This window comes from Aerosticca soli (assembly GCF_003967035.1).
In the GTDB taxonomy this organism is placed as follows: Bacteria; Pseudomonadota; Gammaproteobacteria; order Xanthomonadales; family Rhodanobacteraceae; genus Aerosticca; species Aerosticca soli.
On the sequence record NZ_AP018560.1, the window covers coordinates 664,281 to 681,813 of the forward strand.

Consider the following 17,533-nt stretch of genomic DNA (forward strand, 5'->3'; position numbering starts at 1 on the left):
GGCTTTCACGACGTGCGCAGATAGCGGCCATGGATGCGGGAAGGGTATGGAAAACCGTTCCCGCCTCCTTTGCCCCACGCCCGTATCCCGCGATCCATTCCCTTTTCCGATTTTCGATTCCTGCGCTACCCATGCCTTCCCGCGACTTCAAACGTACCGATCGCGTCGGCGCCGAGCTGCGCCGTGAACTCGGGCTGCTCGTGCATGCGGCCGTGCGCGACCACGGTCTGCCGTCGGTCAGCGTGTCCGACGTCGAGGTGACCCGCGACCTCGATTTCGCCACGGTCTGGGTCACGGCGTTGCAGCCGTCATACGCGCACGCCGCGGTGAAGGCGCTGAACGAACTGGCCGGCGAATTCCGCCGCGCGCTCTCGCGCAGCATGCGCATCCGCCGGGTGCCGGAGCTGCGCTTCAAGTACGACGATTCGGTCGATCGCGGCGAGCGTATCGAACGCCTGCTGCGCGAGGATCACCCGCCCGCCGCGGCAGGCGAGGGCGAGTGATCCTCGCCCCTGGCCTGGCGCAATCCCCGTAAATGGCCATCCATGCCTTGGCGTGATCTCGACGGCATCCTGTTGCTCGACAAGCCGCTCGGCTTGAGTTCCAGCCAGGCCTTGCAGGCCGCGCGGCGTCTGCTCGGCGCGGCCAAGGGCGGCCATACCGGCGCGCTCGATCCGCTGGCCACCGGCCTGTTGCCGCTGTGTTTTGGCGAGGCGACCAAGCTCGCCGGCCATCTGCTCGGTGCGCGCAAGGCGTATCTGGCCGAGTGCCGGCTCGGCATCACCACCACCACCGCCGATCGCGAGGGCGAGGTGACCGCCGAGCAGTCGGTGCCGGCTTTCGATGAAGCCGTGCTGGAGGCCGCGCTGGCGAAGCTGCGCGGACGCATCATGCAGGTGCCGCCGGTTTATTCGGCGCTCAAGCAGGGCGGCGAGCCGCTCTATCGCAAGGCCCGCCGCGGCGAGACGGTGGCCGTGGCGCCGCGCGCGGTCGACATCCATCGGCTGGATCTGCTCGAACGCGCTGACGATACCTTGCGCCTGTACGTGGAATGCGGGGCCGGTACCTACATCCGCAGCCTGGCGGTCGCGCTCGGCGAGGCGCTGGGCTGCGGCGCCCATCTGGCCGGCTTGCGTCGTCTGTGGGTGGAACCTTTCACCGCGCCGGCGATGATCACGCTGGAGCGGCTTGCCGAAGCCGCCGCGCGCGGTGAGGCCGAGTCACTGCTGCAGCCCTTGGCCGCCGGCGTCGCCCACTGGCCGGCGCTGCGGCTGGATGCGAGCCTGGCCCAGGCGGTGCGGCATGGGCGGCCGCTGGTATGGCCCGGGGCGGACGATGCCCGCGGTCCGCACGCCGCCTTCGACGAGGACGGGCGGCTGCTGGCGCTGGTGGAACGACGCGCGGACGGGCGGCTCGGCATCCTGCGCGGACTGCGTCCGGCGGCCGGCTCATGAGCCTGAGCCTGAAGTCGCCCTTGTTGTGCCGCCACTGCGCTGGCTACAATACCAAAGTTGTATCCTCACCGTGAACCTGGCGGAGCTTGCGCAACTTCATCGATACGCGGTGAGGTTGCGCAAGTTCCGCATCCGTTTTTTTCAGGAAAGTCCACACATGTCGCTTACCGCAGAACAGACCGGCAAGATCATCGCCGAATATGGCCGTGTCCCCAATGACACCGGCTCCCCCGAGGTGCAGGTCGCGCTGTTGTCCGCCCGCATCGAGCATCTGACCGAGCACTTCAAGGTGCACAAGCAGGACCACCACTCCCGCCGCGGCCTGCTCAAACTGGTCAACCAGCGCAAGAGCCTGCTCGGCTACCTCAAGGCGCGCGACCCGGCACGCTATCAGAGCCTGATCGAGCGGCTCGGCCTGCGCCGCTGAAAGGCGAGCCTCGCATGTCCGCGCGATGCAGGCCGAGCCGGCATGCCACGCCAGGCATGCGCTTTGCGTGCACGCGCGTTTTTTCGACGCTGGCCGGCTGGCCTGTTTGGCATGGCCGCGCGATGCGGCGTGTGCTGTCCGCCTGCGGCGACTGCTTCTAAAAATGGGATTCCAACGTGGCGAAAGTAACCAAGTCGTTCCAGTACGGTAAGCACCAGGTGACGCTGGAGACGGGCGAGATCGCCCGCCAGGCGTCCGGTGCCGTCATGGTCAGCATGGGCGGCACCGTCGTGCTGGTCACCGTGGTGGCCGCTCCCCGTGCCCGCGAGGGCCAGGATTTCTTCCCGCTCACGGTCGACTACGTGGAGAAGTTCTATTCGGCCGGGCGCATCCCGGGCGGCTTCTTCAAGCGCGAGGGCCGGCCGACGGAGAAGGAAACCTTGACCTCGCGGCTGATCGACCGTCCGATCCGGCCGCTGTTTCCCGAGGAATTCCGCAACGAAGTCCAGGTGATCGCGCAGCTCATCTCGCTCGATCCCGAGGTCGACGGCGACATTCCGGCCATGCTCGGCGCCTCCGCGGCGCTGACGCTGTCGGGCGTGCCCTTCCAGGGTCCGATCGCCGCCGCGCGGGTGGGCTACGTGGGTGGCGAATATGTGCTGAATCCGGGCGCCAGCGAGCTCAAGACCTCGGGCCTGGACCTCGTCGTCGCCGGTACCGCCAGCGCGGTGCTGATGGTCGAGTCCGAGGCCAAGCTGCTTTCCGAGGAGGTCATGCTGGGCGCGGTGATGTTCGGTCATCGCCAGCTGCAGACCGCGATCGAGGCGATCCGCAGCTTCGCCGACGAGGCCGGCCGCAAGACCTTCCACTGGGAGCCGGTGCCGCGCGACGAGTCGCTCTACGCCGACATCCGCAGCGTGCTCGGCGACCGGCTGGTCAAGGCGTTCGCCATCCGCGACAAGCTCGAGCGCCGTGACGCGATCGCCAGGCTCAAGGCCGACGTCAAGGCCGGCATCGCCGAGACCGCGGCCTCGCGCGGCTGGTCCGACCAGGACATCGAGACGGCCTTCGCCGAGATCGAATACCGCACCCTGCGCGACGGCGTGCTCAAGGACAAGACGCGCATCGACGGCCGTCGGCTCGACGAGATCCGGCCGATCACGGCGCGGGTCGGCGTGCTGCCGCGCACGCATGGTTCCTCGCTGTTCACCCGCGGCGAGACGCAGGCGCTGGTGGTGGCCACGCTCGGCACCACGCGTGATGCGCAGATCATCGACGCGCCCGAGGGTGAGTCCAAGGACACCTTCCTGTTCCACTACAACTTCCCGCCGTTTTCGGTGGGCGAGACGGGCCGCTTCGGCGCGCCCAAGCGCCGCGAGATCGGCCACGGCCGGCTGGCCAAGCGGGGCGTGCAGGCGGTGATGCCCTCGATCGAGGAGTTCCCCTACGTGCTGCGCGTGGTCTCGGAGATCACCGAGTCCAACGGCTCCTCCTCGATGGCCTCGGTGTGTGGCTCCTCGCTGGCGATGATGGATGCCGGCGTGCCGCTCAAGGCGCCGGTGGCCGGCATCGCCATGGGACTCATCAAGGAAGGCGACGAGTTCGTGGTGCTTTCCGACATCCTGGGCGACGAGGACCATCTGGGCGACATGGATTTCAAGGTCGCCGGTTCCGCCGACGGCATCTCCGCGCTGCAGATGGACATCAAGATCGATGGCATCACCGAGGAGATCATGAAGGTGGCGCTGGACCAGGCCAAGCGTGGCCGCCTGCACATCCTCGGCGAGATGGCCAAGGCGCTGCCGGCGCCGCGCGCCGAGATGAGCGAATACGCGCCGCGCCTGCTCACCGTCAAGATTCACCCGGACAAGATCCGCGAGGTGATCGGTAAGGGCGGCGCGACCATCCGCTCGATCACCGAGGAGACCGGCACCACCATCGACATCAGCGACGATGGCACCGTGGTCATCGCCTCGGTCAACCGCGCCGCCGCCGACGAGGCCAAGCGTCGCATCGAGCAGATCGTCTCCGACGTCGAGCCGGGTCGCATCTACGAGGGCAAGGTCGCCAAGCTGATGGATTTCGGCGCTTTCGTCACCATCATGCCGGGCAAGGACGGCCTGGTGCACGTGTCGCAGATTTCCAACGAGCGCGTGGAGAAGGTGTCCGACAAGCTCAAGGAAGGCGACATCGTCAAGGTCAAGGTGCTGGAAGTGGACAAGCAAGGCCGCATCCGGCTGTCCATGAAGGCGGTGAGCGAGGGCGAAGGCACCGTCTGAAGGCCTCGACGCGGCCGACGACGTGCTTGCAAAGGCCCGGCTTGCCGGGCCTTTGGCTTTCCGGACATGAGGGAAGGCGCCAGTGTGGCCGCCTTTGCGGGATAGCTCGAGGCGGGTATCGGGGCGTGCCCCGACCTGGGCATGCGGTGCGACGCTTTGAGCCCCGGACTGTCATGCGCGGTTTGCTAGGATGATGGGCAGATCCCTTTCCGGTGCCCTCGTCATGGCCGACCCGTCCAGCATGGATTTCGATGCCTACCGCAAGCTCGCCCAGCAAGCCTGGGAGACGTGGATGAAGGCGTGGCAGCCGCCGGCAGGTGCGCCGTCGGCACCGTTTGCGCCATTCATGCCTTTCCCGCCGCCGTTCGATCTCTTCGCCGGTGCCTCATCATCCGCACCGCCGCCGCCTTGGCCGCCCACGATGCCGTGGACCTGGCCGGCCGCGCCGGGCCAAGTGCCGCCCTGGTTCGCGGGTGGCGGCGCGCCTGCGCAGCCCTCGCCGGCGCCCTGGATGGCCTGGTTCGAGAGCGGCTCGGCGCCGGCCAAAGCCCGCGCCGACTATGCGCCGCTCGGCTACACGCGCGAGCGCCAGCGTGAGCAGCAGGCCTGGCTCAAGGCGGTGGAAAACTACTTCGAAGCCTTCGTGCGCCATCAGACCCTGCTGCAGCAGGTGCTGCTCGGCGCGAGCGAGCGTATGCAAAAACGCCTGGAGGAGCGCCGCGCCAGGGACGAGCCGCCCGCTTCCCAGCGGGCGCTCTACGACCTCTGGGTCGATGCCTATGAGGACGCCTACGCCGAACTCGCGCTGTCCGAAGAGTTCCGGGCCACCAGTGGGGCGCTCGCCAACGCGGAGATGCGGCTGCGCAAGCTGCAGGTCAGGCAGATGGAGCGGCTGTGCCGCGAGCTGGGCATCCCCATGCGCAGCGAGGTGGACACCATCGGCCGCCGGCTGCAGGAAGTCCGTCGTGCCGTGGCCGCACTGGAGCGTGCCCAGGCGCAGCGTCGGGACGAGGATCGGGCGCCTGTCGCGCCGGGGCGCGCCGAGGCGGAAGCTGCCGTCGCCACGGGCGAGGCCGAACGGCCGCAACCCGTGCTCGCTGCGGCGACCCTGCCGGAAAAAGGGGCGCGCAAGGCGCGCGGCGGCTCGCGGGCCAAGTGAGGACGAGCGATGAACACGCCACTGCCCTTTGCCTTCGATCCGCTCGCCGTCGCGCAGGAAATGGCCGCCTTCCAGCGCAAGCTCGCCGCCGGCCTGCAGACGCTGCGCGGTCTGCCGGAACCCGAATACGCCAATACGCCGCGCGAGGTGGTCTACCGCGAGGACAAGCTCACCCTGTGGCACATGTTGGGCGAGCGCGCGCCGACGGCGAAGACGCCCACGTTGATCGTCTATGCGCTGGTCAACACGGTGTGGATGACCGACCTGCAGCCGGACCGCTCGCTGGTGCGCAACCTGCTTGCGCAGGGCGAGGACGTCTACCTCATCGACTGGGGTTATCCGGATGGTGCCGATCGCTGGTTGACCCTGGACGATTACTTGAACGGCTATCTGGACCGCTGCGTGGATGCGATCCTCCGCCGCCACGGCGTGGCATCGGTCAACCTGCTCGGCATCTGCCAGGGCGGCACTTTCTCGCTGTGCTACAGCGCGATGCACCCGGACAAAGTGGCCCGTCTGGTGACCATGGTGACGCCGGTGGACTTCCGCACGCCGGACAACACGCTCTCCCACTGGGCGCAGGACATCGACGTCGATCTCATGGTCGATGCGCTGGGCAACATCCCGGCCGAGCTGATGAATGGCGTCTACCTGATGCTGAAACCGCTGCGGCTCACCCAGCAGAAATACGTGGCGATGGTCGACATCCTGGACGACCCCAAGGCGCTGGAGGATTTCCTGCGCATGGAGCGCTGGATCTTCGATTCGCCCGACCTTGCCGGCGAGGCCTTCCGCGAATTCATCAAGGGCTTCTACCAGGAGAACCGGCTGGTCAAGGGCGGTCTCGAGATCGGCGGACATCCGGTGGCGCTTCAGGCCATCGACCAGCCAGTGCTCAACATCTATGCCGAACAGGATCATCTGGTGCCGCCGGAGGCCTCGCGGGCGCTGGGGCGGCTGATCGGCAGCCGTGATTACACCGAGCTCGCCTTCAAGGGCGGTCACATCGGCATCTACGTCTCCGGCCGCGCACAGCGCGAGGTGGCGCCGGCCATCCATCGCTGGTTGCACGAACGCGGCGGCTGATGCCTGCCGCGACCGCGGCCGCGGGATGGCGGCATGCTAGGCTAGGCGGTCTTTTCGCCGCTTCATCGCCACATGGCTGAGTCTGCGCAAGTTTCCCATCCCCATGACCGCGTGCGCGCCCTCGCCTGGCAGGGCGACCGGCTGGCGCTGCTCGACCAGCGCCTGCTGCCGCTCGAGGAACGCTGGATCGAATGCACCAGCGCCGCCGCCGTGACGTCCGCGATCCGCGACCTCGTCGTCCGCGGTGCGCCGGCGATCGGCATCGCCGCCGCCTGGGGCGTGGTGCTGGCAGCGCGGGCCGGCGAGCCGCTGGAGGCGGCGCTCGCCATGTTGCGTGCGGCACGGCCTACCGCGGTCAATTTGATGTGGGCGCTCGATCGCATGCAGACGCGGATCGCGGCCGGTGCCGATGCCGACGCGCTGGCGCTGGAGGCGCGGGCGATCCAGGACGAGGATCTGGCTGCCAACCGACGCATGGGCGAGCTTGGCGCGGCGCTGATCGCGCCGGGTTCGGGCGTACTCACCCATTGCAATACCGGCTCGCTGGCCACCGCCGGTTTCGGTACGGCGCTCGGCGTGATCCGTGCGGGGGTGGCGGCCGGGCGGATCACACAGGTCCATGCGACCGAGACCCGGCCCTGGCAGCAGGGCGCGCGGCTGACCATGTACGAGCTGGTGCGCGATCGCATCCCCGCGCGGCTCATCGCCGACTCGGCGGCCGCGCATCTCATGCGCACCGGCGCGGTGCAGTGGGTGATCGTCGGTGCCGACCGCATCGCCGCCAACGGCGACACCGCCAACAAGATCGGCACCTATCAGCTGGCCATCGCCGCCCGCCACCACGGCGTGAAGTTCATGGTGGTGGCGCCCTCGTCCACGGTGGATCTGGCCACGCCCGAGGGCGCGGCGATCGAGATCGAGGAGCGCGCGCCGGAGGAACTGCTGTCCATCGCCGGCCGGCGCACCGTGGTCGAGAGCGCGCAGGCGTGGAATCCGGTCTTCGACGTGACGCCGGCGGCGTTGATCGATGTCCTGGTCACGGAACGCGGCGTGGTCGCCGGTCCGGACCGGGCGGCGCTGGGGGCGCTCTTCGGCCAATGAGGTGGGGTCGCGAGGTCACCCTGTTCGCCGTCGGCGGGGTACTGGGCCTGATCGTCGATGCCGGCGGCGTGCAGCTGCTGGTCGCCTTGGCCGGCTGCAATCCGTATCTGGCGCGCATTCCCTCGTTCCTGGTCGCGGCCACGGTGACCTGGTGGTGGAACCGCCGGCATACCTTCGCCGGACGCACCAGCGGCCGGCCGGCCTATCAGGAATGGCTGCACTGGATGGGCCTCATGAGCTTCGGTGCCGTGGTCAACTATGCGACCTACGCGGCGCTCCTGACCTGGTTCCAGCCCCTGCATCGCTGGCCGGCGCTGGCCACCGCCGGCGGTTCGGTGGCGGCGGCGGCAGTCAACTTCGCCACCGCCCGCGTGCTGCTTTTCAAGAAGTCGCATCATCACGCTTAACTTCTTGATTTGAAAAGGCGATAGCAGGTTTTTTTAGGCGCCTTGTGGTAGACTTGGACGTTTTCCGTTCCGGGACGCGGCGCGCACCCCATGGTGCGCCGTGGCCTCTCGTTTTCGTCTACGTTCCAGGGAAGCCCGATGGCCGAGCTCGCCAGAGAAATCATCCGCGTCAACATCGAAGACGAGATGCGCCAGAGCTATCTCGATTACGCCATGAGCGTGATCGTGGGCCGGGCGCTGCCCGACGTGCGCGACGGCTTGAAGCCCGTGCACCGGCGCGTGCTGTTCGCGATGAACGAACTCGGCAATGCCTGGAACAAGCCGTACAAGAAGTCGGCCCGCGTGGTCGGCGATGTCATCGGTAAATACCATCCGCACGGCGATGCCTCGGTCTACGACGCGATCGTGCGCATGGCGCAGCCGTTCTCGCTGCGCTACATGCTGATCGACGGCCAGGGCAACTTCGGTTCGGTCGACGGCGACAACGCCGCGGCGATGCGCTACACCGAGGTGCGCATGGCCCGGCTCACCCACGAGCTCCTGGCCGACATCGACAAGGAAACCGTCGACTTCGGGCCCAACTACGACGAAAGCGAGCAGGAGCCGCTGGTCCTGCCCACGCGCGTGCCCAACCTGCTGATCAACGGTTCGGCCGGCATCGCGGTGGGCATGGCCACCAACATCCCGCCGCACAACCTCAGCGAGGTGATCGCCGCGACCATCGCGCTGATCGACGATCCCTCGCTCGGCGTCGACGAGCTCATGCAGTACATCCCGGGGCCGGATTTCCCGACCGCGGGCATCATCAACGGCTCGGCCGGCATCGTCGAGGCCTACCGCACCGGTCGCGGCCGCGTGCTCGTGCGCGCGCGGGCGCGGATCGAGACCGAGGCCAACGGCCGCGAGACCATCATCGTCACCGAGCTGCCCTATCAGGTGAACAAGGCGCGGCTGATCGAGAAGATCGCCGAGCTGGTCAAGGAAAAGAAGGTCGAGGGCATCGCCGAACTGCGCGACGAATCCGACAAGGACGGCATGCGCGTCGTGATCGAGCTGCGCCGCGATGCGATGGGCGACGTGGTGCTCAACAACCTGTTCCAGCAGACCCAGCTGCAGGTCACCTTCGGCGTCAACATGGTCGCGCTGGTCGACGGTCAGCCGCGCCTGCTCAACCTCAAGGAGGTGCTGGAGGCGTTCATCCGCCACCGCCGCGAGGTGGTCACCCGGCGCACCATCTTCGAGCTGCGCAAGGCGCGGGCCCGCGCGCACATCCTGGAAGGCCTCACCGTCGCGCTCGCCAACATCGATGCGATGATCGAGCTCATCCGCAGCTCGGCCTCGCCGCAGGAGGCGCGCGAGCGCATGCTGGCGCGCAAGTGGCAGCCGGGCATGGTCGCCAGCCTGCTCGCCGCCGCCGGCGCCGAGGCCTCGCGTCCGGAGGACATGGACCCGCGCGACGGCCTGAAGGACGACGGCTACCAGCTCTCCGACATCCAGGCGCAGGAAATCCTGGCCATGCGCCTGCACCGCCTGACCGGGCTCGAGCAGGAAAAGCTCTCCGACGAATACCGTCAGATCCTGGACACCATCCGCGGCCTGATCGAGATCCTGGAAAAGCCGGACGTGCTGCTCAAGGTCATCCGCGAGGAGCTGGAAACCATCCGCGCCGAATACGGCGATGCGCGCCGCACCGAGATCCAGGCCTCGCAGGAGGATCTGGACGTGCTCGACCTGATCGCGCCCGAGGACGTCGTCGTCACGCTTTCGCATGCCGGCTACATCAAACGCCAGCCGGTCAGCACCTATCGCGCGCAGCGTCGCGGTGGCAAGGGCCGTTCGGCCTCGGCGCTCAAGGAGGAGGACTTCGTCCAGCAGTTGTGGGTGGTCAATACCCACGACACCCTGCTCACCTTCACCAGCACCGGGCGGGTGTACTGGCTCAAGGTCTACCAGATGCCCGAGTCCGGGCCGAACACACGCGGCAAGCCGATCGTCAATCTGCTGCCCTTGGCCGAGGGCGAGCAGGTGCAGGCGGTATTGCCGGTGCGCGACTATCCCGATGACCGCTACGTGCTGTTCGCCACCCGCCAGGGCACGGTCAAGAAGACGCCGCTCAGCGAATTCGCCTTCCAGCTGCAGAAGGGCAAGATTGCCATCCATCTGGACGAGGGCGATGCGCTGGTCAATGTCGCCCTGACCGACGGCAACAGCGACGTGCTGCTGTTCGCTTCCAATGGCAAAGCCGTGCGCTTCGACGAGAGCGAAGTCCGCGCGATGGGCCGCACCGCCACCGGCGTGCGCGGCATGCGCCTGGCCGACGGCGCCGAGGTCGTCTCGCTGATCGTCGCCCGCGAAGGCGACATCCTCACCGCCACCGCGCGCGGCTACGGCAAGCGCACGGCGCTGGCGGAGTTCCCGAAGAAGGGTCGCGGCACCCAGGGCGTGATCGCCATCCAGTGTTCCGAGCGCAACGGCCCGCTGGTCGCCGCGGTGCAGGCGACAGCCGAACAGGAGCTCATGCTGATCTCCAACCAAGGCACGCTGGTGCGCACGCGGGTGGCCGAGGTTCCGCTCCTGGGCCGCAACACACAGGGCGTCACCCTGATCCGGCTGCCGGCGGATGAGGCCCTGGTCGGCGCGGTCTGCCTGGCAGCCGACGAGGAGGAAGCGGTGGCCGGCGCCGAAGATGCCATGGGAGCGGACGGCGACGATTCGGCCGACTGAGTCCTGGCCGGCCGGGTGCGGCATACGCGCATCTTGAACCGGGCGAGGACGTCCCTACTTGGGAGAACAGAGCGGCAGCGTCCGCACCCCAAGACGTAAGGAGACAAAGCCATGAATGCCAGCCGTTACAACCTGTGGAACCCCGGCAGCCTGTTGCCGGATGAATTGCGCCAGGCCTTCGACCGTTTCTTCCAGCAGCAGGAAGAAAGTGACGGTTCCAACGTGGTGACCAGCCAGTGGACGCCGCGGGTGGACATCAAGGAAGAGGACAAGCGCTTCGTGATCTATGCCGACATCCCCGGCGTCGATCCGGCGAACATCGAGGTCAGCATGGAGAAGGGCGTCCTCACCATCAAGGGCGAGCGCACCCTCGAGAACCGCGAACAGAACGGGCGTTTCACGCGCCTGGAGCGGGCCCACGGCGTGTTCTATCGCCGCTTCGCGCTGCCCGACAGCGCCGACCCTGAGGGCATCACCGCGACCGGCAAGCACGGCGTGCTGGAGATCGTCATTCCCAAGCGCGCCGAGACCACGCCGCGTCGCATCACGATCCAGACCGAGAAGTAATCGCACCGCCCGCGTCAGGGCACAAGGGTCGGCCCACGGCGGAGGGATGAACCGCCGTGGGCCGCTGTTTTGATGAGGCAAACGTCGGGAGTGGCCGTGGAATTCAAAGACTATTACGAGATCCTGGGCGTCAAGCCCGACGCCAGCGATGCCGAGATCAAGGCGGCCTACCGCAAGCTGGCGCGCAAATACCATCCGGACAAGAACAAGGAGCCGGGTGCGGAGGAGAAATTCAAGGCCATCAACGAGGCCCACGAGGTACTGCACGATCCGGAAAAGCGCCGCGCCTACGACGAGCTGCGCGCTGGCGGTTACCGCGGCGGCGAACAGTTCCGGCCGCCGCCGGGCTGGGGACAGGGCCGCCAGGGCTTCGATTTCGACATCGGCGATGGCGATTTCAGCGATTTCTTCGAGAGCCTGTTCGGCCGCTCCGCCGGCGCTCGCACGCAGACTCGCGCGCGGCGCGGGCGTGACGTGCGCGCCAAGGTGCAGATCGACCTGTCGACCGCCTTCAGCGGCGGCAACACCCGGCTTGCCTTGAACGACGGCAGCGGCCGCGAGCGCGTGCTCGACGTGCGCATCCCGGCCGGCATCCAGCCCGGACAGGTGATCCGGCTGGCCGGCCAGGGACAGCCAGGCGCCGGCGGCGGCCCGGCCGGCGACCTGTTGTTGGAGGTGGAGATCCGTCCCGATCCGCGCTTCCGGCTGGAAGGCCGCGACGTGTACTACGTGCTGCCCGTGGCGCCCTGGGAGGCTGCCCTGGGCGCCACGGTCAAGGTTCCCACGCTGGCCGGAACCGTCGACCTGCGCATTCCGGCCGGCTCGCAGAGCGGTCGCAAGTTGCGCCTCAAAGGGCGCGGCATGCCGGGCCCGACACCGGGGGACCAGTTCGTCGAGCTGTCGATCCGCACGCCGGCGCCCGGCACCGAGCGGCAACGCCAGGCCTACGAGGCCCTGCGCGACGCCTTTCCGGGCTACGACCCGCGCGCCTGAGCCCGGGTCGTTTGCCGGATGGGGAGGGAACACGTGCCGCGCGGTTGGCGCCGGGTCGTTCGATCCGCGCCTGGCGTCCAGTGCCGTCGATGGATCGGCGCCTGTGCGTCAACCCGCTACGCCGGGCGTCGCGGTTGCGTTCCGCCGTCAACAAGCGCCGTGGCCGGTGCCGAAGACCAAGCGCGGGGTGGCGTGGGATGCGGCCATTCCCGCGGCCCCGCGGGCCTGGATCGCCGGCCTAACGGCGCAGCCGGCCGCAAGCGCTTTTAGGCCGGCAGCAGGGGCTGCAGCGCGGACACCAGCTCGTCCTCGCGGACCGGCTTGGTGACGTAGGCACGGGCGCCCTGGCGCATGCCCCAGACCTTGTCGGTCTCCTGGTCCTTGGTGGTGACCAGCACGACCGGGATGTGCGCGGTCTCCGGCGTCTTGCTGATCGTGCGCGTGGCCTGGAAGCCGTTGAGGTTGGGCATGACCACGTCCATCAGGATAAGGTCGGGCAGCTCGCGTCGGGCGATCTCGACGCCGGCGGCACCGTCCTCGGCGGTCAGCACCTCGTGACCGAGTTTCTCGACGATGCGCTTCAGGCCCAGCAGCTGGGACGGTGAATCGTCGACGATCAGAATGCGCGCCATGCGGTGTTCCCCTGGTGGATGGGCGATTCTATGCCGCATCGTCCGGGGCTTCCAAGGGTCAGCCGGCCGGGTCGAGGCGGACGACGGTGCGGCCGAAGGATTCCCCGGCGAGCATGCGCTCGAACACCTGCGGCAGTTCCTCCAGGGTCACCTCGCGGGTGACAATGCGGTCCAGGTGCCGCGGCTTCCATGCGCCGGCGAGTTTCTCCCAGATCCGTTCGCGCAGATCGCGCGGGGTGCCGCCGGAGGCGACGCCGAGCAGGTTGACGCCGCGGATGATGAACGGGATGACCGTGCTCTTGAAGTCGATGCCGCCGGCATTGCCGCACACGGCGAGGTTGCCGTAAGGGGCGATCTGCGGCAACAGGCCGGCGAGCATGGCGCCGCCGACGTTGTCCAGCGCGCCGCCGAAGCGGACCGATTCCAGCGGCTTGCCGCCGAAAGCGAGCGCATGGCGGTCGAGGCAGCGGGCGGCGCCGAGCGAGGCCAGAAAATCGAAGTGATCGGCCTTGCCGCTGATGGCATGCACCTCGTAGCCGGCGCGGCTGAAGATGTCGATCGCCAATTGCCCCACGCCGCCGCTCGCGCCGGTCACCGCCAGCGGTCCCAGGGCGGGATGCTGGCGGTTGGTTTCCATCTGCATGAGGGCGAGTGCGGCGGTGAAGCCGGCGGTGCCGAGTGCCATGCTCTCGCGCAGGGTGAGCCCCGGCGGCAGCGGGATCGTCCAGCGCGATTCCAGCCGCACGTACTCGGCATAGCCGCCGTCGCGCGTCTCGGAGAGCTCGCAGCCGGTGCACAGCACCGCATCGCCTTCCTTGAAGGTGGGATCGGTGGAGGCGACGACGTGGCCGGCGACGTCGATGCCGCCGTTGAGCGGGAAGCGGCGCAGGATCTTGCCCTTGCCGGTGCCGGCCAGCGCGTCCTTGTAGTTCACCGAGGACCAGGCTGCCTTGACCAGTACCTCCCCGGGCGACAGCGCATCGACGCTTAAGTTTTCGATGCCGGCCCGATAGCCGGCTTCGTCGTTGTGGATGCGGAAGGCACGGAAAGGCGGGATCGTGGCCATGGCGAAGGTCCTCGCGGGGCGGTCGAAGGGGGGCGTGTGCAGCGAGCGGCGCGGCGCTAAGGATCCACGCTGTGCGGGTCGACGTCGAGTGCCGTCGGGCGGCTGCGGTAGGCGGCCATCCACGCGAAAAGCGCCTCGACATCGTCACCGAACCACAGTGCCTCGCGCTGCTCGGCACGGACGAAGCCTTCGGCCACCATGTGCTCGACCATCGTCCGCAGCGGCCGGTAATAGCCGCGCGTCTCCAGGAAGGCGCAGGGCCGGTCGTGCAGGCCGAGCTGCACCCATGTCAGCATTTCGAACATCTCGTCCAGCGTGCCGAAGCCGCCGGGCAGGGCGACGAAGGCGTCGGCCAGCTCGAACATGCGCCGCTTGCGCTGGTGCATGGTGTCCACCTCGACGAGCTCGCTGAGCCCGCGGTGGGCGACCTCGCGCTCGATGAGCGTGCGCGGGATTACCCCGACCGCGCGGCCGCCGCCGGCGAGCACCGCATCGGCGAGTATGCCCATGAGCCCCACCCGGCCGCCGCCGTAGACCAGGGTGATGCCGCGCCGGGCCAGCGTGTCGCCGAGGCCGCGGGCGAGCGCCACATAGTCCGGATGCTGGCCGGTACGGGCGCCGCAATAAACGCAAAGGGCGGTGGGTTGAGGCATGCGCAGGTCGGCTCCGACGTACGGACCGTCATCCCGGGTGCAGGCCCGGAAAGGCACGGCCGGAAAAAGTCACGGCCGCGCATGTTTCCATTCGCGGGCCGTCTGCAGGACGGGGCCAGGCACCCCGCGTCATCCTTCCGGCCGACGCGGGGTGCACCCGTCCCGATTCAGTTGCCCTTGTGGATGGCGCGCTTGTCGACCGCGAGCGCGGCTTCGTGCACGGCCTCCGACAGGGTCGGATGCGCGTGCACGATGCGGGCCAGATCCTCGGCGCAACCCTTGAACTCCATCGCCACCACGCATTCGGCGATGAGCTCGGACACGCCCGGGCCCACCATGTGCACGCCGAGGATGCGGTCGGTCTCGGCATGGGCCAGCATCTTCACCTGGCCCACCGCCTCGTTCATCGCCACCGCGCGCCCGATGGCGGCGAACGGGAAGGTGCCGACCTTGTAGGGCACGCCTTCCTCCTTGAGCTGTTTCTCGGTCTTGCCGACCCAGGCGATTTCCGGCTCGGTGTAGATCACCCAGGGCATGGTGTCGTAGGCCACGTGACCGGCCTTGCCGGCGATCCATTCGGCTACCGCGATGCCTTCCTCGAAGCCCTTGTGCGCCAACATCGGGCCGCGTACCGCGTCGCCCACCGCCCACACGCCGTCAACGCCGGTGTGGCAGTGCTCGTCCACCGCGATGCGGCCACGCTCGTCGAGCCGGACGCCGCAGTCTTCGGCGAGCAGGCCTTCGGTATAGGCGCGCCGGCCCACCGCCACCAGCAGCTTGTCGACGGTGAACACGTGCTCGCCCTCGCCGTCGACATAGGTGACCTCGACCTCCTCGCCGCGCACCTCGGCCTTGGCGACCTTGGCGCCGAGCTTGATGGCCAGCCCCTGTTTGCCGAATTCCTTGAGCGCGATCCGGGCGATGTCGGCATCGGCCGCGCCGAGGAACTCGGGCAGCGCCTCCAGGATGGTGACCTCGGCGCCGAGCCGGCGCCAGACGCTGCCGAGTTCGAGGCCGATCACGCCGGCGCCGATCACGCCCAGGCGCTTGGGCACCGCGGTGAGGTCCAGCGCGCCGGCATTGTCGATGATGTGCTTGCCGTCGAAGCGCGCGAACGGCAGCTCGATCGGCACCGAGCCCGAGGCGAGCACCACGTTGGTCGCGGTGATGATCTCGCGGCTGCCGTCGTGGCCACTGATCTCCACGCGGTTGCCCTTGAGCAGCCGGCCCTTGCCGAAATAGCTGGTGATCTTGTTGGCCTTGAACAGCTGCGCGACGCCGCCGGTGAACTGCTTGACGATCTTGTCCTTGCGGCCGATGAAGGCGGCCATGTCCACGCGCGGGTTGTCCACGTGGATGCCGTGCACCGGCAGGTTGTGGGTGAGCCCGTAGAACTGCTTGGACGAGTCGAGCAGCGCCTTGGACGGGATGCAGCCGACGTTGAGACAGGTGCCGCCGAGCGCCTGCTTGCCATCCTTGCCGACGAAGGCGTCCACGCAGGCGGTCTTGAGGCCGAGCTGCGCGGCGCGGATGGCGGCGTGATACCCCGCCGGACCGCCGCCGATGACGATGACGTCGAATTTGTCGCTCATTTCATTCGCTCTCGGGAAGGGAGTGGAGAGTGGGCACCGGCAGCGGGCGGGCTCGTGGGACGGGGCCCATCACCCGGTTGCCGATGCCCGTGCCGCCGGCTTACAGGCCGAGCAGCATGCGCTGCGGGTTCTCGAGCTGGTTCTTGATGTCGACCAGGAACAGCACCGCGTCCTTGCCGTCGATGATGCGATGGTCGTAGGACAGCGCGATGTACATCATCGGCGCGATCACCACCTGGCCGTCCACCGCGGCCGGACGCTCCTTGATCGCGTGCATGCCGAGGATGGCGCTCTGCGGCGGGTTGACGATCGGCGTGGACATCAGCGAGCCGAAGGTGCCGCCGTTGGTGATGGTGAAGGTGCCGCCCTGCAGGTCCTCCAAGGTCAGCTTGCCCTCGCGGGCCTTCTTGGCGTACTCGGCGATGCCCTTCTCGATCTCGGCGAAGCTCATGTCCTGGGCGTCGCGCAGCACCGGCGTGACCAGGCCCTTGTCGGTGGCCACCGCGATCGAGATGTCCTGGTAGCCGTGATAGATGATGTCGTTGCCGTCCACCGAGGCGTTGACGATCGGGTGGCGCTTGAGCGCCTCGGCGGTGGCCTTGACGAAGAAGCTCATGAAGCCGAGCTTGATGCCGTGCGTCTTTTCGAACGATTCGCCCAGGCTCTTGCGCAGCTTCACCACTTCGGCCAGGTTGACCTCGTTGAACGAAGTCAGCATGGCGATCGAGTTCTTCGACTGCATCAGGCGCTCGGCGATGCGCGCGCGGATGCGCGTCATCGGCACGCGTTCCTCCGGCCGCGCGCCCGGCGTGGCGGCGGCAGGCTGTGCCGGCGCGGACGGCTTGGCGGTGGCGGCCTTGACCACGTCCTCCTTGGTCACCCGACCGCCGCGACCGGTGCCGGTGATGGCCGAGGTATCGACATGGGCCTCCTCGGCGACCCGGCGTGCGGCCGGCGACAGGGTGTCGTCCGCGGACTTGGCCGGCGCGCCCGGCGTGGACGCCGGGGCTTGCGCTGGTGCCGGCGCGGGCGCCTTGGCCTCGCTCTTGGCCGCCGGGGCGGGCGCGGCCGCGGCGGCGCCTTCCTCGATCACCGCGATCACCTGCTGGCTGGTCACGGTGTCGCCGGGCTTGAACTTGATTTCCTTGAGCACGCCGTCGACCGGCGAGGGCACTTCGAGCACCACCTTGTCGGTTTCGAGGTCGACCAGGTTCTCATCGCGCCTGACCGCGTCGCCGGCCTGCTTGTGCCAGGTGGCGATGGTGGCGTCGGAGACGGATTCGGGCAGGACGGGGACTTTGACTTCGATGGACATGGCGGTTCCTTAAAGTGGGTGCGCTCATCCCTGAACGCCGAAGTCGAAAAGCGGCCATCCGTGGCCACGCTGTTCAGG

At 68.3% G+C, this 17,533-nt stretch carries 16 protein-coding genes; 11 read left to right on the forward strand and 5 right to left on the reverse strand.

Annotated features, from left to right (window positions below; genetic code table 11):
• The first annotated feature begins 131 nt into the window (after nt 1–131).
• The 11 genes from rbfA (at nt 132) to ALSL_RS03080 (ending at nt 12,197) form a co-directional block, all read left to right on the forward strand.
• Nucleotides 132–503 carry a 30S ribosome-binding factor RbfA gene (gene rbfA, locus ALSL_RS03030; RefSeq protein ID WP_126536298.1) on the forward strand — a complete coding sequence of 124 codons (372 nt, stop codon included), beginning with the start codon at nt 132–134 and terminating at the stop codon, nt 501–503.
• A gap of 42 nt (nt 504–545) precedes the next feature.
• Nucleotides 546–1,454, forward strand: a complete 909-nt coding sequence (truB, locus tag ALSL_RS03035) for a tRNA pseudouridine(55) synthase TruB (RefSeq protein ID WP_126536300.1) — start codon at nt 546–548, stop codon at nt 1,452–1,454.
• Between the two features lie 157 nt (nt 1,455–1,611).
• The gene (rpsO, locus tag ALSL_RS03040) at nt 1,612–1,881 is read left to right on the forward strand and encodes a 30S ribosomal protein S15 (protein WP_126536302.1); all 270 of its coding nucleotides are present in this window, start codon (nt 1,612–1,614) and stop codon (nt 1,879–1,881) included.
• A 176-nt stretch (nt 1,882–2,057) separates the two neighbouring features.
• Nucleotides 2,058–4,160, forward strand: a complete 2,103-nt coding sequence (gene pnp, locus ALSL_RS03045; RefSeq protein WP_126536304.1) for a polyribonucleotide nucleotidyltransferase — start codon at nt 2,058–2,060, stop codon at nt 4,158–4,160.
• Between the two features lie 223 nt (nt 4,161–4,383).
• Entirely contained in the window at nt 4,384–5,319 is a 936-nt protein-coding gene (locus tag ALSL_RS03050) for a poly(R)-hydroxyalkanoic acid synthase subunit PhaE (protein WP_126536306.1), read from the forward strand.
• Nucleotides 5,320–5,328: 9 nt separating this feature from the next.
• Nucleotides 5,329–6,405, forward strand: a complete 1,077-nt coding sequence (gene phaC / locus ALSL_RS03055; RefSeq protein WP_126536308.1) for a class III poly(R)-hydroxyalkanoic acid synthase subunit PhaC — start codon at nt 5,329–5,331, stop codon at nt 6,403–6,405.
• Nucleotides 6,406–6,477: 72 nt separating this feature from the next.
• Nucleotides 6,478–7,506, forward strand: a complete 1,029-nt coding sequence (mtnA, locus tag ALSL_RS03060; protein WP_126536310.1) for an S-methyl-5-thioribose-1-phosphate isomerase — start codon at nt 6,478–6,480, stop codon at nt 7,504–7,506.
• Complete coding sequence (locus ALSL_RS03065; RefSeq protein ID WP_126536312.1) at nt 7,503–7,913, forward strand: GtrA family protein; 411 nt, start codon at nt 7,503–7,505, stop codon at nt 7,911–7,913. The genes mtnA and ALSL_RS03065 overlap by 4 nt, the downstream gene beginning before the upstream one ends.
• Nucleotides 7,914–8,051: 138 nt before the next feature.
• Entirely contained in the window at nt 8,052–10,637 is a 2,586-nt protein-coding gene (gene gyrA / locus ALSL_RS03070; protein WP_126536314.1) for a DNA gyrase subunit A, read from the forward strand.
• Between the two features lie 111 nt (nt 10,638–10,748).
• Nucleotides 10,749–11,204, forward strand: coding sequence for an Hsp20/alpha crystallin family protein (locus ALSL_RS03075; RefSeq protein WP_126536316.1), 456 nt, complete (start codon nt 10,749–10,751; stop codon nt 11,202–11,204).
• A gap of 96 nt (nt 11,205–11,300) precedes the next feature.
• The gene (locus ALSL_RS03080) at nt 11,301–12,197 is read left to right on the forward strand and encodes a DnaJ C-terminal domain-containing protein (RefSeq protein WP_126536318.1); all 897 of its coding nucleotides are present in this window, start codon (nt 11,301–11,303) and stop codon (nt 12,195–12,197) included.
• 266 nt (nt 12,198–12,463) lie between these two features.
• On the opposite strand, the gene pilH is transcribed toward ALSL_RS03080, so the two are convergent.
• The 5 genes from pilH to sucB all read right to left on the reverse strand — a co-directional run bounded on the left by pilH (nt 12,464) and on the right by sucB (nt 17,455).
• Nucleotides 12,464–12,829, reverse strand: a complete 366-nt coding sequence (gene pilH / locus ALSL_RS03085; RefSeq protein WP_126536320.1) for a twitching motility response regulator PilH — start codon at nt 12,827–12,829, stop codon at nt 12,464–12,466.
• Between the two features lie 58 nt (nt 12,830–12,887).
• Nucleotides 12,888–13,895, reverse strand: coding sequence for a YhdH/YhfP family quinone oxidoreductase (locus ALSL_RS03090; protein WP_425479004.1), 1,008 nt, complete (start codon nt 13,893–13,895; stop codon nt 12,888–12,890).
• Nucleotides 13,896–13,951: 56 nt separating this feature from the next.
• The gene (locus ALSL_RS03095) at nt 13,952–14,548 is read right to left on the reverse strand and encodes an LOG family protein (protein ID WP_126536322.1); all 597 of its coding nucleotides are present in this window, start codon (nt 14,546–14,548) and stop codon (nt 13,952–13,954) included.
• A 167-nt stretch (nt 14,549–14,715) separates the two neighbouring features.
• Complete coding sequence (gene lpdA, locus ALSL_RS03100; RefSeq protein ID WP_126536324.1) at nt 14,716–16,140, reverse strand: dihydrolipoyl dehydrogenase; 1,425 nt, start codon at nt 16,138–16,140, stop codon at nt 14,716–14,718.
• A gap of 100 nt (nt 16,141–16,240) precedes the next feature.
• Nucleotides 16,241–17,455 carry a dihydrolipoyllysine-residue succinyltransferase gene (gene sucB, locus ALSL_RS03105; protein ID WP_126536326.1) on the reverse strand — a complete coding sequence of 405 codons (1,215 nt, stop codon included), beginning with the start codon at nt 17,453–17,455 and terminating at the stop codon, nt 16,241–16,243.
• Nucleotides 17,456–17,533 lie beyond the last annotated feature (78 nt).